Below are 26,203 nucleotides of genomic sequence, written 5' to 3'. Positions count from 1 at the left end.
CTAGTCGGGCCGCAGGGAGCGCGGTCCGATCGCGTGAACTTTCTGCTTCCCCAGGGCGGCCGCCAGGACAGGGCCGCCGAACAGGCCTGAAAAGGCCCGATCCAGGACGTTCAGCCCGCCCGTATAGGCGCCAAAGGCCGGCAGGATCAGCCTCGAGCCGTCGGTCACGAAACAGCGCCGCCGCACACTGCTGCGGCCGCTCGACACCTTGGCCGCTGGATGCAGGTGACCGGCCACTTCGCCGGGCTGCAGGCCGCCTTGAGGTTCGTGTCGCAGAACCAGACCCAGGATCGAGGCTTCGTCGATGACCTCGCCCGGCAGGGCGCGCGGACCCTCCTCATCGTGATTGCCCACGGCCCAGACCAGGTCCCGCCCGCGCGCCAGGTTGCGCAACCGCTCGGCGTCGTCGGCCGGCAGCCGGCCTTCGCCCTGGCCGTCATGGAAGCTGTCGCCCAGAAAGATCAGGCGTGCGGGCGACAGCGCGGCGATCTCGCGATCCAGCCGATCCAGCGTCTCGCGGGTGTCATAGGGTGGCAGCATCTGGCCAAAGCGGGCGGCATAACTGCTGCCCTTCTCGAAATGCAGGTCCGCCACCACCAGGGTGCGTTCGGTTTCCAGCCACAGCGCGCCAGAGCCGCGCAGCATCACGCTGGCGCCGGCCAGTTCGATGCGCAGCCCGCCACAGGCGCTGGCTTCAAACCGCGTCAAGCCATGGCCTCTGCGATCAGGTCTTCCTCGGCCTCGGCCAGGATCATCTCGCCGGCCGCATCTCCGGGGGCGCGCTCGCGTCCGATCTCCAGCATCAGCGGGACGGCGAAGGGCGAGACCCGATCCAGTCTGACATTGCGGATGTTACCCTTCACCCGCGCCAGCATGTCGCCCAGCCGCGCGACGTCCAGCAAGCCGCTGGCGGCGTCCTGCCGAGCGCAGCGCAACAGCAGGTGGTCGGGCTGGTGACGACGCAGGACGTCGTAGATCAGGTCGGTCGAGAACGTCACCTGCCGGCCGGATTTCTCCTCGCCGGGATAGCGACGCTCGATCAGGCCGGCGATCAGCGCGCAGGCCTTGAAGGCGCGCTTCATCATGAAGCTTTCCTCCAGCCAGGCCTCGAGATCATCGCCCAGCATGTCCTGATCGAACAGGTCGTCGAGGTCCAGATCGTCCATCGGCTTCAGCGACCAGATGTTCAGGGCGTAGTCGTTGCAGACGAAGCCCAGGGGCCCGACGCCCAGCCGATCCAGCCGCCGCGTCAGCAGCATGGCCAGCGTCGTGTGGGCGATGCGCCCATCGAACGGATAGCAGACCATGTGGAAGCGCTTCCCGCGCGGGAAGGTCTCCAGCAGCATTTCGTGTTCGCCCGGCAGGGCTGAGCGCACCCTCTGCCAGGCCAGCCACTCCTGCACATCCGGAGGCAGGGCGGCCCACTCGCCCTCATTGTGCATCATCGTGCGGACGCGGCTGGCCAGATAGGTCGACAGGGGGAATTTCGAGCCGCCCCAGCTGGGCATCTTGGGATCGTCGGCCGGGGCGGGGCTGACAAAGGCGTCGGCGCCGACGATGGCGTTGAAACGCCAGACCTGACCGGCGAAGACGAAGGTGTCGCCGGGCGTTAGTTGCTCGAAATAGCCTTCCTCGGCCTCGCCGACCTTGCGTCCGCCCATGGGGCGCTTGCCGCCGCCGACCCGAACATTGACCGTAGCCGCCGTGACGATCGTGCCCACGTTCATGCGGTGGCGCTGCACGGTCTGGGCGTTGCGAGCGCGCCAGAGACCGTCCTGACCCTGCACGATGCGGCGGAACTTGTCGTAGGTCTTGAGGGCGTAGCCGCCGGTCGAGACAAAATCGACGACGGTCTCGAAGTCTTCCCACGAGAGGGCGGCATATGGGCCCGCTGTGCGGATCTCGTCGTGTAGCGCCACCAGATCGAAGGGCTCAGAGCAGGCGCACCCCATGACGTGCTGGGCCAGAACGTCCAGGGCGCCGATCCGCTCGGGTTCGCCGTCCAGGTGGTTTTCCAGGATGGCGTCGGCGGCGGCGCGGCATTCCAGCATTTCGAAACGGCTGGCGGGCACGAAGATGGCGCGACTGGGTTCGTCCAGGCGGTGATTGGCGCGACCGATCCGCTGGACCATCCGCGAGGCGCCCTTGGGCGCGGCCAGCTGTATGACCAGATCAACGTCGCCCCAGTCGATGCCCATGTCCAGGGTCGAGGTGCAGACCACGGCCCGCAGCTCGCCGCGCGCCATGGCGGCCTCGACCTTGCGCCGCTGCTCGGCCGACAGGCTGCCGTGGTGCAGAGCGATGGGCAGGCCCTCGTCGTTCAGCTCCCACAGCTTCTGAAAGGCGAACTCGGCCTGGAAGCGGGTGTTGACGAAGACGAGCGCGGTCTTCGAGCTCTTGATGATCTCATAGACCTCGGCCATCGCATGTTCGGCGGTGTGGCCCGCCCACGGCACGCGGCCGCCCGAGACCAGCACCTCGACGACGGGCTGGGCGCCGCCGGCGGCGAGGACGAGGTCGACGCTGTCCTCGCCGCCGGGACCCAGCCATCGCCGCACCAGCCCTGGATCATCGACCGTCGCCGACAGGCCCACCCGTCGCAGGTTCGGCGCGAACTGCTGCAGGCGCGCCAGATGCAGGGCCAGCAGGTCGCCGCGTTTGGAGGGCCAGATGGCGTGGGCCTCGTCGATGATCACGCAGGACAGGTCGGCGAAATACTCGCGCGCGCCTTCCCAGGCGCAGAACAGGGCCAACTGCTCGGGGGTGGTCAGCAGGATGTCCGGCGGCCTGATCCGCTGGCGGGCCTTGCGACTTTCGCCGGTGTCGCCCGTGCGGCTCTCGGCGACCACCTTAAGGCCCATCTCGCGGATGGGCGTCATCAGGTTGCGTTCGACGTCAACCGCCAGGGCCTTGAGCGGCGAGATGTAGAGCGTGTGAACCCCGGCCGGCGTGTTGCGCGGAGCCCGTTCGGACAGCTCGATCAGGCTGGGCAGGAAGCCCGCGAGGGTCTTGCCGCCGCCGGTCGGGGCGATCAGCAGGGCGCTTTTGCCCTCACGCGCCTTGGCCAACATCTCCAGCTGGTGAGCACGCGCGGCCCAGCCGCGCGCGGCGAACCAGTCCTGGAAGCGGGGAGGGAGGGCGGCGGCCGCTGACATTGTTCGCCGATATAGCATGTTCCCGTTCCGTTTCCAGACGGCGCGCACACGGGGCGGCGTAACTCGCCTCTCAGGCTGCAAAGCTTGACGCCTGCCGCCTGGCGGCAACAATCGTAGGCGCTGTCTGGGGTGGTCATGATTTTGAAGGCGCTCGTGGTCCTGTTGGGACTGGTTGCCCTGGGTGGCGCAACCCACGCCCAGGCGCGCCAGGTCACAGCGCCGCCTGCCGTCGCGCCTGTCGCCGATCCGGCCCTCACCGCCTTGCTGAAGCGCGCCCAGGCTGGGGATACCACGGCCTATGTGGATCTGGCGTTCGAGTATCTCGACGAGGACTCTGCGCACTTCGACGTCCAGGCGGCCCAGCACTGGCTCGCCCGGGGCGTGGCGGCTGGGGCGCCCGAGGCCATGATCGAGTTGGGCAATCTCTATTTCGATGGCGAGCAGGTTGCGCAGGATCGCCGCAAGGCCTTGGGCTTCTACAAACAGGCCGCCGCCCTGGGCGATCTGGACGGGCTCTACAATGTCGGCATCGTCCATGAGGGCGGCGGCGGCATAGAGGAGAACCTGGCCGAGGCCCTGCGCTGGTATCGCCGTGCGGCCGATGGGGGCTCGGAGATCGGCATGTTCCAGGTGGCCAACGCCTATCATCATGGACGTGGCGTGCGCGCCGACATGGGCCGGGCCGTCTTCTGGCTCAACAAGGCGGTGGCGGCGGGATCGTCGGCCGCCATGAACGACCTGGGCGCGCTCTATTCCAATGGCGACGGCGTGCCGCAGGACGACGCCGAAGCGCTGAAGCTGTTCACCGCCGCCGCGCGCAACGGCTCGGCCATCGCCATGGCCAATGTCGCGGTGATGCACCACAACGGCGAAGGCGTGCCTGTCGACTATGTCGAGGCGATCCGCTGGTATCAGCTGGCGGCGGACCACGGCTATCTGCCGGCCTATTATCGTCTGGGCGCGATGTGCGAGGCGGGCGAAGGCGTGCGGTTCGATCTGGAAACCGCCTTGAGCATGTATCGCCGGGCGGCCGAGAGCGACGATCCCGCCGTGCGTCAGCAGGCCCAGAAGGCCATAGACCGGCTCGAACGCGGCGACGACGAAGACCCGCGCGTGGTGTGACGCCGTTCGCATTCTGTTTCCGTCGCCAAGGTGCTAACAGACTCGCGTGACTGCTTCGCCGCCGACTCTCGACCTTGCTCCCGCGCTTGTCGTTCTGCCCGGGCCGCGCGCCGGCTATGCGGATGGCGACGGCGAGGGCCGGATGCTGCGCGCACCGGACGCGCGCGACCTGCTGGAGCACGGCCCGGTCCTGGTCGCCCACGCGGCGATGACGGCCAAGCGGCTCAATCTTCATGCCCCGGCGCGCAGCGGCCGACTGTTCGATGTGCTGGAGCTCTACGCCTTCACCCGGCCGGCGACCTTCTGCGCGCCGTCGGCCGTGGGCCTGTCGATGGCTCTGGGTCTGGCCGAGCCGAAGGGCGCGGCCGAGCAGGCGGCCAGCCTGAGGATCTCGGCCGACGCCCTGCTGGCTGAGCTTCGTCTGACGCCCCAGCCGTCCCGCGAGGAGGCCCTGGCGGTCGCCGAGACCCTGGCCAAGGCCGGCTGGGCCTGGGGACCCGCCGTGATCGGCGCCTTGCGATCCGCGCCGGTCGGCAATCAGTTTCGCAGCTCGGGCCTGGATGTCTGGGCGCGCATCGTCGAGTGGGAAGACCAGGCCCCGCTAGGCGAGTCCGGCACGCGGCCGATCGATCCGGAACGGGCGGGCGAGCGTCTGACAGAGCTGCTGCAACGCGCGGGCCTGGACGAGGTGCGCGAGGCCCAGGCGACCTATGCCCGGGAAGCGGCCTTCGTCTTCCAGCCCCGCGATCGCGAGGGCGAGCCGAACATGATGCTGGCCGAGGCCGGCACCGGCGTCGGCAAGACCCTGGGCTATCTGGCCCCGGCCTCGCTGTGGGCCGAGGCCAATGGCCCGTCGGTCTGGATCAGCACCTATACGCGGGCGCTGCAGCGTCAGATCGAGCGGGAGAGCCAGTCGATCTATCCCGATCCGGCCGTGCGGGCCCGCAAGGCGGTGGTGCGCAAGGGGCGAGAAAACTACGTCTGCCTGTTGAACTTCCAGGAGCAGGTCAACGGCGCCCAGCTGGGCAATGGCGACCTGATCGGCCTGGCCCTGACGGCGCGCTGGGCCAGAGCCACGCGAGACGGCGACATGACCGGCGGCGACTTCCCGGCCTGGCTGCCGACGCTGTTCTCGATCGCGCCGATGCAGCAGGCCAGCCCCGCCAACCTTGTGGACCGGCGCGGCGAGTGCGTTCACGCCGGCTGCCAGCACTATCGCATCTGCTTCATCGAGAAGGCGGTGCGGGCCTCCAAGCGGGCCGACATCGTCATCGCCAACCACGCCCTGGTGCTGACCCAGGCGGCGTTCGACGGCGCGCGGGCGGCGCGGGGGCTGAAGGGCGACAACGAGACCACGGCGGTCAAGCGCGTGGTGTTCGACGAAGGCCACCACCTGTTCGACGCGGCCGACAGCGCCTTTTCGGCGGCGCTGTCCGGGGCGGAAGCGGCTGAACTGCGTCGCTGGATCCGCGGACCCGAAGGCCGGGGCCGGCGGGGGCGGGGCCTGGAGGCCAGGCTGCTGGACATCTTGGGCGACCGCGAAGGGGCGCGTCAGGCCCTCACCGCCGTGCTGCACGCCGCCGCCGCCCTGCCGGGCGAGGGCTGGTCTGGACGCGTTGCGCCGCCGGACGGCCAGGTCAATCCGATCGGGCCGATCGAGAGCTATCTGGTGGCGGTGATCGAGCAACTGCGGGCTCGCAGCAGCGAGCGCGGCGGGATCGAGCAGGGGCTGCAATGCGCCGCCCGGCCGGCGGTGGATCTGGTGCGCGAGCGGGCGGGTGAGGCGGCTCGGGCCCTGGCCGGGGTCGAGGCCCCGCTGCTGGCCCTGGCCCGCCAGCTGGAAGACGTGCTGGACGAGGACGCCGAGCACCTGGGCGCGTCGGAGCGGGCGCGTATCGAGGGCGCCCTGCGCGGCCTGGACCGCCGGGCGCGGATGACGCTGCCGGCCTGGCGTTCGATCCTCAAGGCGATCGACGAGGACGCCGAGGATGATCCGGAGTTCGTGGACTGGTTCGAGGCGACGTTCCTTTACGGGCGCGTGGTCGACGCCGCATGCCGCCGGCACTGGGTGGATCCGACCGAGCCGTTGCGGGCGGCGGTGCTGAGCCCCGCGCACGGGGTGCTGGTGACCAGCGCCACCCTGACCGATCCGGCGCTGGAGGATCCGTTCGCCCTGGCCGAGATGCGGACCGGCGCGGCGCGGATGCCGCAGTCGCCCAAGGTGCTGCGGCTAGTCTCGCCGTTCGACTATGAGAAGAACGCCCGGGCCATCGTGGTCACCGACGTCAACAAGGAAGACGCCCGGCAGGTTTCGGCGGCGATGCGCGAGCTATTCTTGGCGGCCGGCGGCGGCGGGCTGGGGCTGTTCACGGCCATCCGGCGGCTGAAGGCCGTGCACGAGATGATCGCCGCGCCCTTGGCCGACCGGGGTCTGGCCCTGTACGCCCAGCACGTCGACCCGCTGGAGGCCGGGGCCCTGGTCGACATCTTCCGGGCCGAGCAGGACGCCTGCCTGCTGGGCACCGACGCCATCCGGGACGGTATCGACGTACCGGGCCGGTCCCTGCGTTTGCTGGTTTTTGATAGGGTGCCTTGGCCCAGACCCGATATTCTGCACAAGGCGCGACGCGCACGCTTTGGTGGCAAGGGCTATGATGACTCTACCGCAAGGGCCCGTATCAGCCAAGCTTTTGGCCGTTTGATCCGCCGGGCGGACGATCGCGGGATGTTCGTGATGCTGGACGCCGCCGCCCCGACGCGGTTGTTTTCCGGCCTGCCCGAAGGGGTCACGGTCGAGCGCATGAGCCTGGTCGAGGCCATCGAGGCCACCGCCGCATTTCTGAGCGAGACATAAGCGTCATCTTGGGCCGGTAGAAGCCTGGGCATAGGCTAAGGCCTTGGAGGCGCAGATGATTCGAGCTTGGGTCGCGGCCTTGGCCGTGCTGCTGATCGCCGGCGAAGCCGGGGCGCAGGAATTTGTCCGCCATGATTGCCGCACGACCGTGCAGGCGACCAGCCGGCTGCAGTTCGAGAATGACCTGCACGCGCGCTGGTACAAGCGGTTCTGGACCGGCGCGTGCCAGGACCTCAGCCTGTGCCTGCCGGGCTCGCCCAACTGGAACGACGTCGTTGACAAGCTGCTGACCCGGGGCGGGCCTTCCCAGCAGCCGGTCCTGCTGCCCAAGGCCTGCCGGCTGGGTCAGCTGATTGGCATGGAATGGGCGCGCGACCGTCGCATCAAGCGCATCAAGACCGGCGACCTGAAGGTTTTCAACACCATGCTGGAAGCCTCCGGCGACCCCCTGCGCGGCGTCGATCAGGTGGAGCGCAAGGCCCGCACCCTGATCACCCCGCCCTGACCGAAGTTTGACTCAAAGTCGTCGAATTTCTGCAATCGACAGGGTCTAGGAGGAGGGCAGTACAGGAGCGTTCCCCATGACCCCCCACGCCCATTCGACCGATCCGGCGATCGACGAGGCCGCCGCCCCGGCCCAGGCCTATTCGGCCCGCGCCCTGGTGCGGGCAGTGCGCTGGCGCAGCGGCCTTTCGGCGGCCCAGTTCGCCCGCGCCTTCCATATCGATCCGGATCTACTGGAAGCGCTAGAGCATGGCGGCACCCGGCCCGACGCGGCCCTGACGGCCTATCTGCGCGTCATCGACCATGCCCCCGAGGTGGTGCGCGAAGCGATCGCGCGCGCCGGCCACTGAGCGGTTGTCACGGCTTTGATCGCCGGTTTCAGGCGACGCCAGCCGACTGGACGCTCAGCGCCACGCCGATGGACACCTTGAAGGTCTGCCTATCGACCGGACGCCGAATGCTGCTTTCGACCCGCATGAGTGGTTCGCGACGTCTGCTATCGGGGCAGGGCCGGATTGCCCATGCGAAGGACTGTTCGGCGCCAGCTGCGAATTCCAGCCCACCGGCGGGAAGCGGGCGATTCGGGCAGCGCGCATCTAGCGTTCGAAGCCGGTGTCGCTCCGGCCGGGGTTGCCCGGGCAGGACCCACTCGTTAGTTGACCTCAGAACACAAGCCGTCCGAGCTCCTCCGATGTCGAACGCAAGTCGCCTGAACATCGCCGCATTCTTGGCGGCCGCCTCCGTAGCGTTCGCGCCGGCCGCCCACGCTCACTCGCCGACGGCGCCATGGAGCGCGCCAGCGTCGGTCGAGACCATCGCCGAGGACATCGAATTCCGCAGTGGCGATACTGCGCTGAGCGGGACACTCTATCTGCCGAAGGGGGCCCGCGCCGCGGGGGCAGTCGTTGTCACCCACGGTGCGTCCTCGCCGCTTCGCAGCTCCCCGCTCTACCGGCATCTGCTTGAGATGCTGCCGCCCCTGGGGATCGCCGTCTTCGTCTATGATCGTCGCGGCTCCGGTGGCTCGGGCGGGGATCTGAAGACCAGCGACTACGCCATGCTGGCCGATGATGCGATCGCGGCGCTGCGGCGGGTCAAGACGGACCCCCGCATCGACGCTCGTCGGGTGGGCCTGTGGGGCCTGAGCCAGGGTGGCTGGGTATCGCTCCTGGCGGCTGCACGCGCGCCGGCTGAGCCCGCGTTCGTGGTCTCCATCTCCGCTCCCGTGGTGACAGCTGACGTTCAGATGAACTTCTTCTCCGCCAATGCCTTGCGCGTGAATGGATACCCTCAATCAGAGATCGACGAGATGCTCGCGGCGCGGAAGGCTGTGGACGACTACATGCGCGGGACCGGCGATCGCGCGGACGCTCAGCGCAGGGTCGACGCGATCAAGACGCGCCCATGGTTCAACCTCATCTACATGGGGAAGACGGTCGGCCCGCGGGAGACATCACGCTGGCGCAAGGAGATCGAGAATGATCCGCTGAAGAGCCTCGAGGGCGGGAAGGCCCCGACGCTGATGCTCTTCGGCGCCGCCGATCCCGGCGTGCCTGTCGCGGCCTCTATCGCAAGCCTCCGAGAGAGGCAGGCGCAATTGTCGAACGTGGAGGCGGCGGTCGTCGCCCGGGCCGATCACAGCATGCAACTGTCGGTGTCCCCGAAGGACCAGATGGATCCCGCCCGCGCCGACGACGGCGCACCTGAGTCCCCGGAGTATTTCGGGCGTCTCGCTGCGTGGCTGACCAAGCAGGGCATAACGCGCGGCAGATAGTGGAACGGCTGAGCCGTTCGCCACAGCGCCTTCCGACTGCCCTGCGCCGGGGTGACGCCAGGGCCGAGACTCGCCAACTGCGGACCTTGGGATCGCTCCAGGAAGGCGACATTGGACACAGTGCGAGGGTCCGGATGTGGCCCTCGCGCTTCCTTCCGCTCCCGACCCTTCTCGGAAGTTGCCAACGTCCGCTTGCGGGCGTCCATCGGCGCGGCGCTGACTGACCAGATGTCTGGCGCTGGCCGTCCCGTGTGATGGCGTCCTCCAGTTTCCCGCTCTCCACGGCGAAGGCCGGGGAGAGCGGTGTTTTTGGGGTGCGCCCAGCCTGGGTTTGTCGGGCCATCACGGGGATACAGCCGATTCAATCCCCTGCTGGCCGCCGAGCACTATCTGAAACTGCGCCACCGGCTGGAGGATGTGAACGCCCCGCGCGCTGCGCAGCAGGCGCAGATGAGCCCCGAGGCGGTCTGGACCCAGATCGCAGACAAGGCCCTCGCCATCGCCCGCGCCCTGGTCGGCCCCCAGGGCGGCGGACCCGCCTTCATGGGCCGAAAGACCTTCGCCTGGCGCGCCAGGGCCCTGGGACCCGAGGTCGCCGCCGCAGACTTCGAGCGGGGCCGCGATGGCGGCTGGGGCGGCCACTACTGGAACCCCGACGGCACGCTGAAGGGTCCGGACGGCGAAGGCTGGACCGAGGAGGAGCTCAAGGAAATGAGGCGTTGAGGGGTAGGGTGTGAAGGCGGCGCTTCTGCGCCACGCCCCTTGAAAAGTGATATCAACTAGCGCATTTTGATAGCATTGCTGTCAGTCTGCAGAAGGCGATATCATGGCTGCCGTCACCATTCGCAACCTCTCCGACGCGGCGCATCGCGCGCTGAAGGTCCGCGCGGCCCAGCATAATCGCAGCGCTGAGGCCGAGATGCGCGCCATTCTGGAGGCCGCCGTGCGCCCCGAGGGCCGGTTGCGGCTTGGCACGGCGCTGTCGGAGATGAGCCGCAAGATCGGTCTCACCAACGCCGATGTCGCGGCGCTGGAAGCGACCCGAGATACGCGGCCTGCCGAGCCGATGCGTTTCGAATGATCGTGCTCGACACCAATGTCATCTCCGAGGCGATGAAGCCCGAGCCGCAGGCATCGGTGCGCGACTGGCTGGACGCCCAGGCGGCCGAAACACTGTTTCTCTCCAGCGTCACGATCGCCGAGCTGCTGTTCGGCATCGGCGTGCTGCCCCAGGGCAGGCGCAGGGACAATCTGACGGCGGCGCTCGACGGCGTGCTGGACCTGTTCGAGGGCCGCATCCTGCCCTTCGATACCGTGGCGGCGCAGCGCTATGCGGATCTCGCCGTCAAGGTGCGGGCGGCCGGAAAGGGCTTCCCGACGCCTGACGGCTATATCGCCGCGATCGCGGCCGCGCACGGGTTCGCCGTGGCGTCGCGCGACACCAGCGCCTTCCATGCCGCTGGTCTGAAGGTGATCGATCCCTGGACCGCGACGGTCTGACAGGCCTCAGGCCGCCTTGCTGATCGCCGAGGCGATGTCGTCGGTCGAGTGACCGGTCAGGTCCTTGGCGATCTCGCCCACCAGTCTGGCCTGAAGATCCTTGTGCCAGTGCTTCCGCAGTTCGCCCAGGGTTCGGGGCGCGGCGATCACCAGCAGGTCGGTCAGCTTGCCGGTCAGGGCCCAGTTATTGAGCGTCTGGGCGACACCCATGGCGAAACCATCTTCGGCCTGGGTGTCATTGTCGGGGTTGGCGCCGCTGGAGGGATGGCCGGGCGAACCGGAGGCGCGCTCCGTCATTTCGGGGTTTTCGACAGCCGACAGCTTGATGTCGGTATGTCCGCTGTTCCTGAAGAGGACGAGCTTTTCGCCGTCGACCACCGCCACCAGGGCGCCATTGGGAAGGATCATGCTCTGCTCTCCACGGGATTGGTCACCGTAACGAACGGCGTGGAGCGCAGTTGCGTCGGGCCATGTCGAGAGGTGGCGGCTCCCGCCTGATCCGCCTTGTCTGTCAGGCTGACCCCTCAAGTCGCAGAGCAGTCTAGGCGGAGGGGTCCTTCTGAAGCTTCACGCGCGCCAGCAAAGCGCCAGCGACCCCCAGAAGGGCGCCGCCAATGCCCAGAAACGGCGCGCCGCCACCAAGATCATGTGCCAGGATGCAAATCCCGTATCCAATATTTCCGCCGGCCAAGGCTATGAGTAACAGTCCAGCGATCAATGCGACTTTGCTCTTGATCATCGTGGCTTGTCCTTTCTGATCAGCCTTGCCCGGCGGAATTTTTGACTAGCCGAACTTGTAGCCGCACAGCTTGTTGCCATCCAGGTCGCGGAAATAGGCGAAATAGGCGCCCGGCATGCGCTCGCCCGGACCGCCTTCATCGGCGGCCCCCAGCTCGATCGCCTTGGCGTGGAAGGCGGCGACCTCTTCTGCGGTGTCAAAGCTGAACCCGCCCATGGTGCCATTGCCGATACAGGCGGGGGCGCCGTCATAGGGACCCAGCACGCCGAACAGGCCCGTGCCCTTGCCGCGATAGAGACGTCCGCCCGAGGCGTGCTCATGCACCGGCGACATGCCGATCGAGCCCAGCAGGGCGTCGTAGAAGGCCTTGGCCTCTTCCAGCTTGTTGGACCCCACCGTGAAATAGGCGACCTTGGCCATGTGTCTTCTCCCGTTTGTGTTTGAGGGACGCTAGCATGAGGCGGCCGTCGGGCAACGCTGACGCGGGGTCAGGCGTCGGGGGCCGGGTCGGTCAGGGCTTCGGCGGCCCGGCTCTCGGCGATTTGGGCCAGCAGGGTGAACAGGGCCGGCACGTCGATGGGCTTGCGCAGCACGCCATCGGCCCCGGTTTGCAGATAGCGGGCGATGTCGTCGTCGAAGACGTTGGCGGTCAGCATCCAGATCGGCGTGCGGGCGCCGGGCGGCTCGGACCTGCGGATTTCCCGCACGGCCTCCAGGCCGCTCAGGACCGGCATGTTGACGTCCATCAGGATCAGGTCGAACGGCTGGGCCCGCCAGGCGTCCAGCGCCTGGGCGCCGTCCTCGGCGAAGGTCAGCGACACCGGGGTGTCCTTCAGCAGCAGCGCCAGCACCCTGCGGTTGGCGGAGTTGTCCTCGGCGGCCAGCAGGCGAACCTGACCCAGGTCGCGGCGGGGAGGGGGCGGAGCGGCCAGGTGCGGGGTGTGGACGGGCGCGTCGAAGGCGAACCAGAACAGCGCGCCGTCGGGCGCAGCCCTTGAGGTCACAGAGGCAGCCGGGGCCTCGATCCCGAGGGCGCCGCCCATCAGGGCCATATTGCGGGCGCAGATCGCCAGGCTCAGCCCGCTGCTACCCTGCTGGCGGCCCCGGGCGGTCTGGTCGAAGGCCTCAAACAGGCGGGGCCGGTCTTCGGGCGGCACGGCGGGGCCGGTATCGCTGACCTCGATCAGGACGCTGAGGGTTTCGCCCTTCAGCGTGCCGGCCAGACGCACGGCGACCCAGCCGCCGGCCGACACCGCGCCCATGGCGTGGGAGATCAGGTTGATCAGTGTCTGTTCAACCCGCACCGCGTCGGCGCGCACATGGAAGGACAGGGTGGGGTCGGCGTCGTCGAAGGTGAACGCCACGCCGATGCCGCGCGCATGGGCACCCCATACGCGCATGACCGCATGGATCATGGCGCGAAGATCGACCGGGACGGGGTTGAGGCGCGTCTGGCCGCCCTCGACATGGGCCAGGTCGAGGATGCCGTCCAGCAGCCGGGTCAGCTGCTCGCCGCCTTCCAGCACGCCGCCGATCAGTTCGGCCTGATCGGGGGTGAGGTCCTTGTCGCGCAGGATCTGGGCGAAGCCCAGCACGGCGTTCAGCGGGGTGCGGATCTCGTGGCTGGCCACGGCCAGGATGTCGGTCTTGGCGCGACTGGCGGCCTTGGCCTCGTCGATGGCCTCGGTCAGGGCGGCGTTCTTGCGGGTCAGGTCGCGCAGGGCCTGGGTCAGGGTTCGGTCGGTGGCCTGCTGTCGCGAGGTGACCATCAGCACGGCGGCGACGAACAGGACCATCGCCAGGGCATAGTGGTTGAAGGCCAGGGGCGCGGTCCAGTCGATGGCGCTCCAGATCAGGGTCAGGGCCGGGGGAACGACGCCAATGACATAGCTGATGGGGGTGATGTGGACCCGCAGGGCGACGAACAGCAGCACGCAGATCGCCAAGAGCCCCGTCTCGACCTGGGCGATCGGGCCGCCATAGAGGCGGATCTGGACGGCCAGCCAGCAGGCATTGACCACCAGCAGGACCATCAGGACGTCCGATTGCCAGCGCAGCCGCTTGAACGCCTTGCCCGGGTCAGGATCGCGGGCGGCGACTTCCGCAGCGGCAAACAGGGCCAGGTACAGGACAAATTCGAGAACCCCCAGCATGGCCATGCGCGAGGGGGTGAAGAACGCCAGCAGGACGACGAAACAGGCGACGAGAACGAGCCGGGTCAATGCGACCTGGCGGGAGTACTGGATGTACCCTTCCAGCTGGGTGACATCGGCTATTCGTCCTGGCATCCAAGCCCCCGCCTAACGTCATCCGTCCCGGTCGTCGCGCCGACCTTCATCCATGGCAAGGCGCAACGGACACACGACATAGACCGACGATTCGCGCTTTCCGGCTCGTCTTACGCGCGAGTGGATTTCAGCGGCCCGAAGGTCGAACCGGTCTGCGGCCGTCCGCTGACTGCTCAGGAGCGCGCCCAAGGGAATCGGCGAGGCCCTGCGCAGGCGGCCGGGGGCAGTCTGCGCAGGGCCTGTGAGCCCTAGACCGTGCCGATATATTTGATCAGGGCGGTCATGTTTTCGATATAGCCGCCGGTCGAGATCCCGATCTTGGGCGTCTCGGTGATGAACGGCGAGGTGTCGGTGGCGTCGCCCACCCGGGTCCGGCTGAAGTCGCCGGGCGCGGGGGTGGGCGAGCCGTCGCCGATATAGGGATTGCTGGTCGCTTTCAGCTCGGCCGGCCACCAGCCTTCGCTGTTGAGCGCAGCCATCAGGGCGGCGGCCTTGTCGGGTGAGGTCTGACCGGTGTCGGCCTTCAGGGTGTCGACATTCAGGTCGGACACCGAGATGTCGCCGGTGGTGAAATAGCGGGGCAGGGCCTTGCGACCGCCCTTCAGCGGCGAGTCCTGGCTGGCGATTTCCGGCGGCGTCGCCTGCAGCTTGGCCAGGCGCTTGCGCAGGCCTTCCACATTGACCGCGCGGGTCGAGCCATAGTGGATGACGACGTTTTCGGGATTGTGGTCGGCATAGTAGCGGCCATTGACCACATTGCTGCCGGTGCGGTGGATGAACAGCGGCTTGCCTTCGCCGATCGAGATGAAGGTGGGATAGGCGCGGCCGCCCTTGATCTGCTCGGCGGGCAGTTTCACGCTGTCCAGCCAGTCCAGCGCCTCACCCAGGCGGGCCAGGAACTTGGGATCGCCGGTCAGCTCGTAGAAGTCCATGCACGAGGCGATGTTGCCGCCGGTGGTGTGGGTGGCGAAGGCTTCGGGCTCATAGGTGCGGGCCCCGGCGGGCTTCAGGTCGGAAACCCTGTGCTGCAGGCCCCAGGCCGGTTGCGGCATCGGCTGCTGGCAGGCGAGGAAGCAGTCCATGGCCTTGCGGATCACCGGCAGCACGCGGTCGTCGCCCAGGGCCTGCCAGACCATGATCAGGAACTTGAGGTTTTCCCCGGCCACGTCGTCGTTAAAGGTGATGTAGCCGGTATAGTCGGCCTTGCCGTGGTGGTGGAACTCGTCCTTCAGCGGGAAGCGCTGGGGCCAGCCGCCGATCGGGTACTGGCTGTCCAGAACGAAGGCCAGGGCCTTGTCCAGGGCGGGCTTGAAGGCCTTGTCCTGCTTTTCGACAAAGAGGCGCAGCAGGAACTGCGAGGCCTCGGCCGTGCCGGCGTCATCGAAGGTGGCGTTGCCGTAATAGTGCTGGAATTCCTCGAGCCGCCAGCCGTTCTTGCCGATGGTGTCGTACCACTTTTTCAGCGAGGCCTCGCCGGCCAGGTCGCCCAGATAGTTCCAGCCGCCGGCCGGATGCTGGATGGCGATCAGGGCCTGGGCGGCCTTGACGGCGGCCTCGTAATAATAAGCGTCGCCGGTGGCGTGGAAGGCGTCCAGGAACAGGTGGCCCATGGTGGCCGTGCCGGGCGGCTGCACCCAGATCATGGTCGGAAACGCCTCCATCTCGCCCCAGCGGCGCGAGAAGTCGGGCAGGTAGCTCCAGACATAGCCGCCATTATAGGCCGCCTTCTCGACCATGAAGCGGGTGGCCTGCTTCATGGTCTCCAGGGCCTGGGCCTTGGTCGGGCCCTCGCCGGCCAGGGCCTTGAGCGGCGAGACGCAGCCTGCAGCCGCGAAGGCGGCGGCCGAGCTCGCCATCAGGCGGCGGCGGGAGATGGGGCTGAGAGGCATGCGGCGCTCCGGCTGGCGTTTATCTCGATCGGCTCGGTGGGGCGTCGGGCCGTGGGACGTGGCGACGTCGCCGAGCGCCCGTGGCGGTTCCGTTGCGTCCTCCCGGACCAGACAAGCCGATCCCACCACCTTGAGGCGGCGAAGTCTTGACCTTGTTGTGACACCGGTGTCACGGCTTGGCTAGAGGCTTTCCGCGCAACAGCGGTCAGCACAGTTGGGTGGTGCGAATGGGCGCCGTCTTGCGCGGGGGCGTTTTCAATGGCGCTTTGAAGCTCTGACGAGCGGCGTGCGTCCAGCGGTCGCATGGCGAGAAAATTTACATTCTGTAAACATTTGCCGCATGCCAACACGCACAGAACATCTGCATGAAGCCGAGCGGCTGGAACGTCAGGCGGAGATCGCCGACAACGCCCATGCTCGCGCCGCCCTGCGCCGCATGGCCCAGGCCTCGCGCGGCGCCGCGGCTCTGGTCGGCATGATCGAAGCCAGCGACGAGAAGTTCGGCGGCGCGCGCGTTTAGGCTCTAGGCGTTCGTCTCCGCGCACGCCGCGACGCAGGCGCGGGCCAGGGCCTCGGTGGCGTCGATGAACGGCACGGTCAGATCCGCCGCGCTCAGCACCAGCGGAACCTCGGTGCAGCCGGCGATGATGGCCTGGGCGCCCTTGCCGATCAGGCGGTGGGCCAGGGCGGCCGTGGTCTCGCGGGAGTCCGGCCCCAGGTCGCCCAGCTTGATCCGGTAGAGCAGGGCCATGAACTCGACCTGTTCGTGGTCGTCCAGGGTGATGACTTCCAGGCCCTGATGCGAAAGCGTGTCGCGGTAGAGGCCCAGCGCCAGCCCGGTGCCCAGCACACCCACGCGCGCGGCGCCGGCCGCCCGGGCCGCCTGGCCGGCGACCTCCAGCATGTTGACCAGCGGCAGGCCGCAGGCGCGGACCTCATCGGCGAAGGCGTGGGCGGTGTTGCAGGCGATGGCCAGCACCTGGGCGCCGCCGTCTCTCAGGCCCGCCGCCATGGCCGCCAGCACCGGGCCGGGATCGTCCTGGCTGGTGTTGCGGTCCGGGACCTTGGGATTGATGTCGACCAGCACCCGCAGATGGTCCTGCTCGCGCTGGACCGGGGTGGCGGCCTGCAGCTTGGCCAGGAAGTCCAGGGTGGCGGCCGGGCCCATGCCGCCCAGAACGCCGAGGGTCTTGGTCTTGGTCTTGGTCATGGTCAGGCTCCTAGAGAAGCGCCGCTTCCATCTGGGTATGGTAGCCGAACAGGCCCTGGGCGCCGCCGGTGTGCAGGAACACAACGCGCTCGCCCTTGAACGCGCCCTTGCGGGCCTGGTCGATCAGACCCTTCATCGCCTTGCCCGAATAGACGGGATCCAGCAGCAGGCCCTCGGTGCGGGCCGCCAGGGTCAGGGCGTCGATTACGCCCTGGTCGATCAGGCCATAGCCTTCGCCGACATAGTCGCAGTCGGCGACCACCATCTCGCGGGTCACCCGCCCCGCCGCGCCGATGGTCTCGGCGGTGGCGACGGCCAGGTTGAAGACGTTCTCTTCCTGCTTGGCCTTGGGCGCGCGGACGCCAAAGCCCAGGATCGGCACGTCGACCGACAGGGCGGCGAAGCCCGCCACCAGGCCCGCATGGGTGCCGGCGCTGCCGGTGGCGGTGACCAGGCGGTCGATCTTCAGGTCGCGTTCGTCAGCCTGGACGATCAGCTCGCGAGCGCAGTCGACATAGCCCAGGGCGCCGACCGTGTTGGAGCCGCCGCCGGGGATCACATAGGGCTTGCCGCCGCGCTGGCGGACGGCCTGGGCCGAAGCTTCCAGCTCGGCGACCATGTCGGTCCCGCCCGGAACGAAGCGGATCGCGGCGCCCATCAGCCGGTCCAGCAGCACATTGCCGTTGCCGACATAGTCGTGGGCCTTCGAGCCCGTGCGCTCTTCCAGGATGATCTCGCAGGCCAGGCCGAGCCGCGCGCCGGCGGCGATGGTCTGGCGCACATGGTTGGACTGGACGGCTCCCTGGGTCACCAGGGTGTCGGCGCCCTGGGCCAGGGCCTCGCCGAGCAGGAACTCTAGCTTGCGGGTCTTGTTGCCGCCGCCGGCCAGGCCGGTGCAGTCGTCGCGCTTGACCCACAGGTCGATGCCGAGCGCAGCGCCCAGGCGGGGCAGGGGCTCCAGCGGCGTGGGCAGGTGGGCGAAGCGGGCGCGGGGGAAGCGGGCGAGATGCATCGAAACGGTCCCTGAAATGACTCGCGGTTCTGTTAGCACGCGGCGGCAGAGGGGCGTATTATCCATATCGACGATGGAGCCCGGCCGGAGCATGCTGATCCCATCGTGAAGCGCGGCCTGGCGCGCCCCGGCGGACCGAGAGGTCATTTCCGCCGGGCGCCGTGACAAGGACCGTGATCTCAGGGAGGAAGACATGACGCCAAGAAACCTTCTGGTTGCGGGTGTGTTGACCGCGACCTTTTTCGCAAGCGGCGGGGCGCTGGCCTCGACCCTGGTGCTGGGCGGCGGCGCCGCCAAGGACTGTTCGATCGCCGCCATCGACGGCCGCTCTGACCAGAGGTCGGTGCTGACCTGCACCGTCGCACTGGAAACCGAGACCCTGAGCTTCCGGGACCGGGCCCGCACCTTTGTGAACCGGGGCGTGCTGCAGATGCGCCAGCGCGATTTTCCGACCGCGCGCGCCGATTTCGACGCCGCCTCGAAGATCGACCCCGACCTGGGTGAAGCCTGGGTCAACCGCGGGGCCGCCTATGTGGGCGAAGAGCGCTACAGCGACGCCCTGGGCCAGATCGACAAGGGTCTGTCGCTCGGCGTCAAGGATCCCGAAAAGGCCTGGTTCAACCGCGCCCTGGCCAATGAAGGCCTGGGCGATCTGAAATCGGCCTATCAGGACTATTCCCGCGCGGCCGAACTGGATCCCGAATGGGAGGCCCCGAAACGGGAACTGACGCGTTTCACTGTCAAACGACCCTGAGCGTCGCGGGCGCTCCGGGCCGGATCTGAGTGAGACACCCGCCTTGAGACAAGGAGCGCCGATGGGCAGGATCAGATGGATCGCCGGGGCCGGCCTGGCGGCTCTCGCCGCCGCCGGCGGCGCGTCGGCCCAGGACACTCTGCCTGAGCTGCGCGCCCTGAACGCCGCCCAGCAGGGCGCTGAGATCGCGCGTCAGGATGCGCTGGCCGCCCAGCGCGAGATCACCGCCCGTCAGGACCAGTTGCAAACCGCCCTGGTGCTGCGCGAGCTGGACGCCGCGCGGACAGCGCCGCCGGGCTCGAACGGCCTGATCATTCCGCCGCCCGCGCCCGCGCCGCCGCCCGCCAGTGGGCCGGAGTCCTTTCAGGGCCAGATGGATCGCCTGGAGCGTCTGACCCAGGATGCGCTGGCGCGCAGCAATGCGCGTGTCCTGGCCGTGCGTCCGGCCAGCGACCGCTGATCAAAACACCGCTGAACACAAGGATACGGCATGGAATGGAGAGGCGCGCGCCGCTCGGGCAATATCGAGGACCGGCGGGGCATGGGCGGGGTCGGCATCGCCGGCGGCGGCGTCGGGGCGTTGGTCCTGGCGGCCATCGGCTATTTCGTGTTCGGCATCGATCCGCAGACCACCCTGCAGGCCACCCAGCAGCTGCAGGACCAGACCCAGCAGCAGGTCGCTGAAGGTCCGGTCAAGGATGAGAACGGCCAGTTCGTCGACGCCATCGAGACCTCGAACACCGACGTCTGGGGGCCGATCTTCGCCCGGCAGGGCGCGCGCTATACGCCGCCGGCGGCGGTGGTGCTGTACGATAACGCCACGCCCACCGGCTGCGGAACCGGCCAGTCAGCCATGGGGCCGTTCTATTGCCCGGCCGATCGCAAGGTCTATCTGGACCTGACCTTCTGGAATGAGCTCGAGACCAAGTTCGGGGCCAGGGGCGAGTTCGCCCGCGCCTATGTGATCAGCCACGAGGTCGGCCACCATGTGCAGACCCTGCTGGGGGCCTCCGACGCCGCCCGGCGGATGGGCGCGCGCGGGGCCGAAAGCGGCTCGGTGCGGCTGGAACTGCAGGCCGACTGCTATGCCGGCGTCTGGGCAGCCCATGCCGGCGAGACCTCGAACGGCCAGATCGTCATCAACAGCGCCGACATCGAGGACGGCCTGGGTGCGGCCGCGGCGGTCGGGGATGATACGATCCAGTCGCGTGGTCAGGGCCAGGTGGTGCCCGACAGCTTCACCCACGGCACCAGCGCCCAACGCGTGCGGTGGTTCACGCGCGGCTATGAACGCGGCGATCCGGCGGTGTGCGATACGTTCGGGGCGTCGCGGCTGTAGGGAAAATCCTTCTCCCCTTGCGGGAGAAGGTGGCCGCGAAGCGGTCGGATGAGGGGTTGAAAGTCCTTTCCGGAGAGCTCGCGCGACCCCTCATCCGTCATCCTGCGGATGACACCTTCTCCCGCAAGGGGAGAAGGGCGCGGCCCTTCGGCCCTTGACCCAAACGTCAACACGCCTAGTGTCCCCCTGTTCACCGGGGGGTCGCTTGTGCGGCTGAGATTGGGCTTTTCGCCCTGACCCGTCGAACCTGATCCGGGTCATGCCGGCGAAGGGAGGGAACGCGGTCGGGGCTTAGGGTCCGGCCGTTAGAACCGACTTAGCACGCACGTCCGGGTCTCCTTGAAGCTTGAGGAGCGCCCGAAGAATGAACGTCCAGACCACCATCAAGGCCGTCGCCGAGACCATCTCGACCGGCCCCATCCCCGGCTCGCGCAAGGTCTATCAGGCCGGCGAGTTGTTCCCCGATATCCGCGTGCCGTTCCGCGAAGTGGCCGTCCACCCGTCGGCCAATGAGCCGCCGGTGACGGTCTATGATCCGTCGGGTCCCTATACCGACCCCACCGCGACCATCGACATCGAAAAGGGTCTGGAGCGCTCGCGCGAAGCCTTCGTGGTCGCCCGTGGCGACGTTGAGGTGGTGGCCGAGCCCCGCGCCGTGAAGCCCGAGGACAACGGTTTTGCCCAGGGCAAGCACCTGGCCCCGCAGTTCCCCGCCGTGGGCCGCACCATCTATCGCGGCAAGCCGGGCCACCTGATCACCCAGTACGAATACGCCAACGCCGGCAAGATCACCGCCGAGATGGAATATGTGGCCATCCGCGAGAACCTGCGCCGCGAGCAGAACGCCCCGTGCGTGCGCGACGGCGACGATTTCGGCGCCTCGATCCCCGACTTCGTGACGCCCGAGTTCGTGCGCCAGGAAGTGGCCCGCGGCCGCGCCATCATCCCGGCCAACATCAACCACGGCGAACTTGAGCCGATGGCGATCGGCCGCAACTTCCTGGTCAAGATCAACGCCAATATCGGCAATTCGGCGGTGCTCAGCACCGTCGCCGACGAGGTCGACAAGCTGGTGTGGGCCACCCGCTGGGGCGCCGACACGGTCATGGACCTGTCGACCGGCCGCAACATCCACAACATCCGCGACTGGATCATCCGCAACTCAAGCGTCCCGATCGGCACCGTGCCGATCTATCAGGCGCTGGAGAAGGTCAACGGCGTGGCCGAGGACCTGAACTGGGAAGTGTTCCGCGACACCCTGATCGAGCAGGCTGAGCAGGGGGTGGACTATTTCACCATCCACGCCGGGGTGCGCCTGCCGTTCATCCCGATGACGGCCAAGCGGGTGACCGGCATCGTTTCGCGCGGCGGCTCGATCATGGCCAAGTGGTGCCTGGCGCACCACAAGGAGAACTTCCTCTACGAGCGCTTCGACGAGATCTGCGAGATCATGCGCGCCTATGACGTGTCGTTCTCGCTGGGCGACGGCCTGCGTCCCGGCTCGACGGCCGACGCCAATGACGAGGCCCAGTTCTCGGAACTGCGCACCCTGGGCGAGCTGACCAAGGTCGCCTGGAGCAAGGGCGTGCAGGTGATGATCGAAGGGCCGGGTCACGTGGCCATGCACAAGATCAAGGCCAATATGGATGAGCAGTTGAAGCACTGCCACGAGGCCCCCTTCTACACCTTGGGCCCGTTGACCACCGACATCGCCCCTGGCTACGACCACATCACCAGCGCCATCGGCGCGGCGATGATCGGCTGGTTCGGCACGGCGATGCTCTGCTACGTCACGCCTAAGGAGCACCTGGGTCTGCCCGACCGCGACGACGTCAAGACCGGCGTCATCACCTACAAGCTGGCCGCCCACGCTGCGGATCTCGCCAAGGGTCACCCCGGCGCGGCCATGTGGGACGACGCCATCAGCCGGGCGCGATTCGAGTTCCGCTGGGAAGACCAGTTCAACCTGGCGCTCGATCCGGAAACCGCCCGCAAGTTCCACGACGAGACCCTGCCCAAGGAGGCGCACAAGACCGCGCACTTCTGCTCGATGTGCGGTCCCAAGTTCTGCTCGATGAAGATCAGCCACGAGGTGCGGGAATTCGCCGCCGCTCAGGCCCCGAACGAAGCTGCGGCCCTGGGCATGGCCGAGATGAGCGAGAAGTTCCGCGAGCAGGGCTCGGAGATCTATCTGAAAACAGAATAGTTGCGGCTGGCCCGGCCTTGAGGCGCCTCAAGGCCGGGCTGAAGCGTTGACGTTATCATTGGACCTCTCAAGGAGCCCTCTAATGACCACCCGACGCGCCCTGCTGTCCGCGCTTCCCCTGATTGGCGTCGCCAGTTGCGGGGAGGGCGGCGACGCCTACGCCCAGGCCGTGGCCGCCACCTGGGTCCTGCCGCCGGCTTCGGCGGCGGCAGGATTGCCGGTCCAGGCGCTGGTCCATGCCGCCACCCTGGCGGCCAGCGGCCATAACACCCAACCCTGGCGCTTCGCGGCGCGGGGGCGCGACCTGCTTATCCAGCCGGACCTGTCGCGCCGCACGCCGGTGGTCGATCCGGACGATCACCACCTGTTCGTCAGCCTGGGCTGCGCCGCCGAGACGCTTTTGCAGGCCGCCGCCGGCTATGGCTGGGCGGGAGAGGCCCGCTTTCTGGGGTCATCCCAGGGCGTGGCCGTCAGCCTGACGCCGCAACGGGCCGCCGCGGGGCCGCTGTTCGCGGCCATACCGCGCCGGGCTTCGACGCGCGGCGACTATGATCCGCGTCCCCTTCCGGGCGAGACCCTGCGGGCCCTGGCGGCCAGCGCCGGACCCGAGGTCGCCATCAGCCTGATCACCGATCGCCGGCCCCTGGACGAGCTGACGGCCCTGATCCTGGACGGTGACGGCGCGCAACTGAACAGTCCGGCCTTCCGACGTGAACTGGCGTCCTGGATCCGCTTCGACGCCGCCGAGGCCCTGGCGCGGCGCGACGGGTTGTTCACCGGCGCTTCGGGCAATCCGAGCAGTCCTCGATGGATGGGTTCGCGCCTGTTCGATACGCTGTTCACGGCCAAGGCCTCGGCCGACAAGATCGTTGGTCAGATGGCGCACACCGCCGGCGCGGCGGTCTTCAGCGGTCCTTCCAACGATCCCGCCGGCTGGGTCGCCGTCGGTCGCGCCTTTACGCGCTTCGCCCTGACCGCGACGGCTCGGGGCCTGAAGCTGGCGTTCCTGAACCAGCCGGTCGAGGACAGCGCGGCGCGAGGCCGCCTGGCCGCCTGGCTCGGCGCCCCCGACCGACGGCCCGATCTTGTCGTTCGCTTTGGCGAGGGGCCCGACATGCCGAGGTCCTTGCGGCGGCCGGTTTCCGCGGTACTTTCGGCCTGAGCGTCATGACCTCTCGAGATTTTCCGCGACGGTTTGCCGGAGCATGTCCCGACCGCGCGTCCTGAGTATCGTCAACAACGATGAGGAGGATCTCCATGGCTTAGGTCGATGGCTACATACTCGCCATCCCCAAGGACAAGCTCGACGCCTACAAGGACATGGCCCGCCTGGGCGGCACGGTCTGGATGGAGCATGGCGCCCTGTCCTATGTCGAATGCCTCGGCGACGACGTGCCCTATGGCCAGCTGACCTCGTTCCCGCGCGCCGTCCACGCCACCGATGACGAGATCGTCGTCTTCTCGTGGATCACCTATAGGGACCGCGCCCACCGCGACGCCGTCAACGCCAAGGTCATGGCTGACGAGCGCATGAAGTCCGGCATGGAGACCATGCCCTTCGACGGCAAGCGCATGATCTTCGGCGGCTTCGAGGCGTTCCTAGAGCTGTAGAGGTTTCAAGAAAGTATCGCTATGCGATAGGGCCCGCGCAGCTTTCAGGAGCGCGCAGTGCTGAATATGCTGATCATCGCCGGCCCTAACGGAGCGGGAAAGACCACTTTCGCGACGCGCTGGATCAATGACAGCGCGCCCAACTACGTCTTTGCAAATGCCGACGAGATCGCTCGGCGGCTGACCGAACCGGCGCTGTCGGCGACCGAGCGTGACATGCGCGCCGGACGTCTGATGCTCGCCCAGCTAGACGCTCATGTGGCCAATGGCGCGGACATCGTCCTGGAAACAACCCTGTCCAGCCGCCTCTATGCGCGGCGCGTGCCGCATTGGCGGGCGGCCGGTTACAGCATCACGCTGATCTATGTCGGTCTGCCCAATGTGCAGGCGTCGATATCGCGCGTGGCTCATCGAGTCGACATGGGTGGGCACCCTGTCCCGGAAGCCGATCTTCGTCGCCGCTTCGAGCGCAGCCGCGCGAACCTCGAAATTTACAAGCCGTTGGTCGATCGGTGGGAAGTCTGGGAAAGTCGCGACGTAGCAACTATCTTGGTGGAGAGGAGACCGTCATGACCAAGACGCCAGACCCCGAAAGCATCGCCAAGGCCATGAGCGACGCCGCGTGGGTCGCGACCCACGGCACGCGCGAAGAGCGCTCCGGGAAGTTCATCGCACCGACGCCAGCGACCAAGGACACTGCGCCTTCAAAGAAGAGCGCGGTCGCTCGGCGATGAGCGCCGGCTGACCGCGCCGTCGTCCGCTAGTAGAAGAACCGCTCCTCCACGATCTTGCCGTCCCTGATGGTGTAGAGCCCCGCCTCGTCCATGGTGATGCGCTCGCCGGCCAGTCTGCTGACAGTCCCTGGCAGCAGGGACGGGCGATGACGATCCACGCTAGGATCGCCCCATGACTCACGCTTCGTTTCCCGGTTTCGCCGTCGCCGATCTCGCCTTCCTCACCGGGCTGGCGGTCAACAACGACCGCGAGTGGTTCGCCGCCCACCGCGCGCTCTTTGACGAGGGCCTCAAGCCCACGCTGGTGGCGCTGATCCTGGACCTGAACGAAGCGCTCGAGGCCAAGGGCCTGCCGCTGGCGGGGCATCCCAAAAACACGGTGTTCCGCATCCATCGCGACGTGCGGTTCTCGAAGGACAAGAAGCCCTACAAGACCCACGTCTCGGCCACCCTGACCCGCGACGGCCAGAAGATGTCTCCGGGCATGCTGTATGTGCACATCGAACCGCAGGGCGGCAGCAAGCCGGCCTTTGACCCCCAGACCATCGATCCGATGGATCCCAGCACCTTCCCGTCAGGCGATGACAGCGACGCGGGCTATTCCGGCAACGGCCCTTTCGCGGCGGCGGGCTTCTATCTGTCGGAGCGGCCGCACATCGACGCCTTCCGGCGCGCCATCGTCGCCGATCCCAAGGGCTGGGCGGCGGTCGAGACGGCGCTGGCGTCCAAGGGCCTGCCGCTGGAGCCGGGCGAGCCGACCAAGCGAATGCCCAAGGGCTTCGAAGGCGAGGCCGGAGGCCCGCTGGAGGCGGCGCTCAAGCGCACCCGCTGGCTGGTGCGCCGCGACCTGACCGGCGCCGAGATCGGCGGGACGGATCTGCCGGGGATCATCACCGGCTTCGCCGCCGACGCGCGGCCGCTGCTGGACTTCGGCTGGAAGGCGCTGCGGCCTTAGCGCGTCCTCACTCTTGACCAGGAGCGGACGGTCGCTCCACCGCGCCTGCGTCAACCTGGCGCGGGCCGGTTGGCAATAACCTCTTAAGTTGTCGGGCGCAGGCTGTTTCCTGAACCCGGCTCTTCTCGCACCTTATGGCCGGGCGGGAGGGCGCCATGTCGTCGACCGTAACATCCAGTGCTCGTCGTCGAGGCGTCGATCATTTCGAGCCCGAGGATGTCGACCCCCAGATCCAGCGCCGCCTGCGCGGAATCCTTGAGCAGATCGATTACACAGCCTTCGCCTCGAACAAGGCGCTGATCCGTCAGGCGCTGGGCCATGTCGACGCCAGCCACTTCCAGCACATGGCCGTCGCCGCCGCCCAGGCCCGCGCCCAATGGGTGGCCGCTGCGGTGGCCATGACCGAGACATCCCACGCACCCTCGTCGGAGCAGATTCAGAAGCTGGCCCAGATGCGCACGGCCTATGACGAACTGGCCGAGGCGTATGAGGCCATGCGGCGGATGGTCGAGCGGGGCTATGTGGTGTTCCGCGCCGCTCCGGGATCTGCCTAGACG

29 protein-coding genes and 1 riboswitch are annotated in these 26,203 nt (G+C 68.0%); of the genes, 19 read left to right on the top strand and 10 right to left on the bottom strand.

The window, feature by feature from the left end; genetic code table 11:
* Positions 1–708, bottom strand: a complete 708-nt coding sequence (pdeM, locus tag ACW17Z_RS04400) for a ligase-associated DNA damage response endonuclease PdeM (RefSeq protein ID WP_492057705.1) — start codon at positions 706–708, stop codon at positions 1–3.
* Positions 705–3,155, bottom strand: coding sequence for a ligase-associated DNA damage response DEXH box helicase (locus ACW17Z_RS04395; RefSeq protein ID WP_492058483.1), 2,451 nt, complete (start codon positions 3,153–3,155; stop codon positions 705–707). Before ACW17Z_RS04395 ends, pdeM begins: the two co-directional genes overlap by 4 nt.
* A gap of 135 nt (positions 3,156–3,290) precedes the next feature.
* Between ACW17Z_RS04395 and ACW17Z_RS04390 the strand changes: the two genes are divergently transcribed.
* The 8 genes from ACW17Z_RS04390 (at position 3,291) to ACW17Z_RS04355 (ending at position 10,909) form a co-directional block, all read left to right on the top strand.
* Positions 3,291–4,277, top strand: a complete 987-nt coding sequence (locus ACW17Z_RS04390; RefSeq protein WP_492057704.1) for a tetratricopeptide repeat protein — start codon at positions 3,291–3,293, stop codon at positions 4,275–4,277.
* Between the two features lie 46 nt (positions 4,278–4,323).
* The gene (locus tag ACW17Z_RS04385; protein ID WP_492057703.1) at positions 4,324–7,131 is read left to right on the top strand and encodes an ATP-dependent DNA helicase; all 2,808 of its coding nucleotides are present in this window, start codon (positions 4,324–4,326) and stop codon (positions 7,129–7,131) included.
* A 55-nt stretch (positions 7,132–7,186) separates the two neighbouring features.
* Complete coding sequence (locus ACW17Z_RS04380) at positions 7,187–7,636, top strand: hypothetical protein (protein ID WP_492057702.1); 450 nt, start codon at positions 7,187–7,189, stop codon at positions 7,634–7,636.
* Positions 7,637–7,712: 76 nt separating this feature from the next.
* A complete protein-coding gene (locus ACW17Z_RS04375) occupies positions 7,713–7,985 on the top strand; it encodes a helix-turn-helix domain-containing protein (protein ID WP_492057701.1) in 273 nt (90 codons plus the stop codon).
* Between the two features lie 341 nt (positions 7,986–8,326).
* Positions 8,327–9,409 (top strand): alpha/beta hydrolase family protein, encoded by a 1,083-nt coding sequence (locus ACW17Z_RS04370; protein WP_492057700.1) that lies wholly within the window; start codon positions 8,327–8,329, stop codon positions 9,407–9,409.
* A 303-nt stretch (positions 9,410–9,712) separates the two neighbouring features.
* Positions 9,713–10,132 carry a hypothetical protein gene (locus ACW17Z_RS04365; protein ID WP_492057699.1) on the top strand — a complete coding sequence of 140 codons (420 nt, stop codon included), beginning with the start codon at positions 9,713–9,715 and terminating at the stop codon, positions 10,130–10,132.
* Positions 10,133–10,235: 103 nt separating this feature from the next.
* Positions 10,236–10,490, top strand: a complete 255-nt coding sequence (locus ACW17Z_RS04360; protein ID WP_419317558.1) for a FitA-like ribbon-helix-helix domain-containing protein — start codon at positions 10,236–10,238, stop codon at positions 10,488–10,490.
* The gene (locus ACW17Z_RS04355; RefSeq protein WP_419317557.1) at positions 10,487–10,909 is read left to right on the top strand and encodes a type II toxin-antitoxin system VapC family toxin; all 423 of its coding nucleotides are present in this window, start codon (positions 10,487–10,489) and stop codon (positions 10,907–10,909) included. Before ACW17Z_RS04360 ends, ACW17Z_RS04355 begins: the two co-directional genes overlap by 4 nt.
* A gap of 6 nt (positions 10,910–10,915) precedes the next feature.
* On the opposite strand, the gene ACW17Z_RS04350 is transcribed toward ACW17Z_RS04355, so the two are convergent.
* The 5 genes from ACW17Z_RS04350 to ACW17Z_RS04330 all read right to left on the bottom strand — a co-directional run bounded on the left by ACW17Z_RS04350 (position 10,916) and on the right by ACW17Z_RS04330 (position 15,825).
* A complete protein-coding gene (locus ACW17Z_RS04350) occupies positions 10,916–11,317 on the bottom strand; it encodes a host attachment family protein (protein ID WP_419317556.1) in 402 nt (133 codons plus the stop codon).
* A 133-nt stretch (positions 11,318–11,450) separates the two neighbouring features.
* On the bottom strand, positions 11,451–11,648 hold the full coding sequence (locus ACW17Z_RS04345) for a hypothetical protein (protein ID WP_419317555.1): 198 nt from the start codon (positions 11,646–11,648) through the stop codon (positions 11,451–11,453).
* A gap of 45 nt (positions 11,649–11,693) precedes the next feature.
* Positions 11,694–12,068, bottom strand: coding sequence for a VOC family protein (locus ACW17Z_RS04340; RefSeq protein ID WP_419317554.1), 375 nt, complete (start codon positions 12,066–12,068; stop codon positions 11,694–11,696).
* Between the two features lie 68 nt (positions 12,069–12,136).
* Positions 12,137–13,936 (bottom strand): response regulator, encoded by a 1,800-nt coding sequence (locus ACW17Z_RS04335; protein WP_492057698.1) that lies wholly within the window; start codon positions 13,934–13,936, stop codon positions 12,137–12,139.
* Between the two features lie 248 nt (positions 13,937–14,184).
* Positions 14,185–15,825: a pectate lyase gene (locus ACW17Z_RS04330; RefSeq protein ID WP_492057697.1), complete on the bottom strand. Its 1,641-nt coding sequence runs from the start codon at positions 15,823–15,825 to the stop codon at positions 14,185–14,187.
* Positions 15,826–16,165: 340 nt separating this feature from the next.
* Between ACW17Z_RS04330 and ACW17Z_RS04325 the strand changes: the two genes are divergently transcribed.
* Positions 16,166–16,345 carry a hypothetical protein gene (locus ACW17Z_RS04325; protein WP_419317551.1) on the top strand — a complete coding sequence of 60 codons (180 nt, stop codon included), beginning with the start codon at positions 16,166–16,168 and terminating at the stop codon, positions 16,343–16,345.
* 3 nt (positions 16,346–16,348) lie between these two features.
* Here ACW17Z_RS04325 and cuyB read toward each other — a convergent pair whose 3' ends face one another.
* The gene (cuyB, locus tag ACW17Z_RS04320; RefSeq protein WP_492057696.1) at positions 16,349–17,035 is read right to left on the bottom strand and encodes a cysteate racemase; all 687 of its coding nucleotides are present in this window, start codon (positions 17,033–17,035) and stop codon (positions 16,349–16,351) included.
* Between the two features lie 10 nt (positions 17,036–17,045).
* The gene (gene cuyA / locus ACW17Z_RS04315) at positions 17,046–18,047 is read right to left on the bottom strand and encodes a D-cysteate sulfo-lyase (RefSeq protein WP_419317548.1); all 1,002 of its coding nucleotides are present in this window, start codon (positions 18,045–18,047) and stop codon (positions 17,046–17,048) included.
* 193 nt (positions 18,048–18,240) lie between these two features.
* Between cuyA and ACW17Z_RS04310 the strand changes: the two genes are divergently transcribed.
* The 8 genes from ACW17Z_RS04310 (at position 18,241) to ACW17Z_RS04275 (ending at position 24,691) form a co-directional block, all read left to right on the top strand.
* Positions 18,241–18,801 (top strand): tetratricopeptide repeat protein, encoded by a 561-nt coding sequence (locus ACW17Z_RS04310; RefSeq protein WP_419317547.1) that lies wholly within the window; start codon positions 18,241–18,243, stop codon positions 18,799–18,801.
* 61 nt (positions 18,802–18,862) lie between these two features.
* Entirely contained in the window at positions 18,863–19,261 is a 399-nt protein-coding gene (locus ACW17Z_RS04305) for a hypothetical protein (protein ID WP_419317546.1), read from the top strand.
* 30 nt (positions 19,262–19,291) lie between these two features.
* Positions 19,292–20,140, top strand: coding sequence for a KPN_02809 family neutral zinc metallopeptidase (gene ypfJ, locus ACW17Z_RS04300; RefSeq protein ID WP_419317545.1), 849 nt, complete (start codon positions 19,292–19,294; stop codon positions 20,138–20,140).
* A gap of 184 nt (positions 20,141–20,324) precedes the next feature.
* Positions 20,325–20,431: riboswitch (TPP riboswitch) on the top strand.
* Between the two features lie 73 nt (positions 20,432–20,504).
* Positions 20,505–22,346 carry a phosphomethylpyrimidine synthase ThiC gene (gene thiC / locus ACW17Z_RS04295; RefSeq protein ID WP_492057695.1) on the top strand — a complete coding sequence of 614 codons (1,842 nt, stop codon included), beginning with the start codon at positions 20,505–20,507 and terminating at the stop codon, positions 22,344–22,346.
* 82 nt (positions 22,347–22,428) lie between these two features.
* Complete coding sequence (locus ACW17Z_RS04290; protein ID WP_492057694.1) at positions 22,429–23,508, top strand: Acg family FMN-binding oxidoreductase; 1,080 nt, start codon at positions 22,429–22,431, stop codon at positions 23,506–23,508.
* 158 nt (positions 23,509–23,666) lie between these two features.
* Positions 23,667–23,957, top strand: coding sequence for a DUF1428 domain-containing protein (locus tag ACW17Z_RS04285; protein ID WP_492057693.1), 291 nt, complete (start codon positions 23,667–23,669; stop codon positions 23,955–23,957).
* 66 nt (positions 23,958–24,023) lie between these two features.
* Entirely contained in the window at positions 24,024–24,530 is a 507-nt protein-coding gene (locus ACW17Z_RS04280) for an ATPase (protein ID WP_492058482.1), read from the top strand.
* On the top strand, positions 24,527–24,691 hold the full coding sequence (locus tag ACW17Z_RS04275; RefSeq protein WP_492057692.1) for a hypothetical protein: 165 nt from the start codon (positions 24,527–24,529) through the stop codon (positions 24,689–24,691). Before ACW17Z_RS04280 ends, ACW17Z_RS04275 begins: the two co-directional genes overlap by 4 nt.
* A gap of 26 nt (positions 24,692–24,717) precedes the next feature.
* On the opposite strand, the gene ACW17Z_RS04270 is transcribed toward ACW17Z_RS04275, so the two are convergent.
* Complete coding sequence (locus tag ACW17Z_RS04270; protein WP_492057691.1) at positions 24,718–24,849, bottom strand: SnoaL-like domain-containing protein; 132 nt, start codon at positions 24,847–24,849, stop codon at positions 24,718–24,720.
* Between the two features lie 14 nt (positions 24,850–24,863).
* Between ACW17Z_RS04270 and ACW17Z_RS04265 the strand changes: the two genes are divergently transcribed.
* The gene (locus ACW17Z_RS04265; protein WP_492057690.1) at positions 24,864–25,646 is read left to right on the top strand and encodes a DUF2461 domain-containing protein; all 783 of its coding nucleotides are present in this window, start codon (positions 24,864–24,866) and stop codon (positions 25,644–25,646) included.
* Between the two features lie 155 nt (positions 25,647–25,801).
* Entirely contained in the window at positions 25,802–26,200 is a 399-nt protein-coding gene (locus ACW17Z_RS04260) for a hypothetical protein (RefSeq protein WP_492057689.1), read from the top strand.
* Positions 26,201–26,203: the final 3 nt, after the last annotated feature.

Source organism: Caulobacter sp. GSs2 (genome assembly GCF_058680895.1).
The sequence above is the reverse complement of the archived record's forward strand: the minus strand, read 5'-3'. Positions and strand labels throughout refer to the sequence as shown.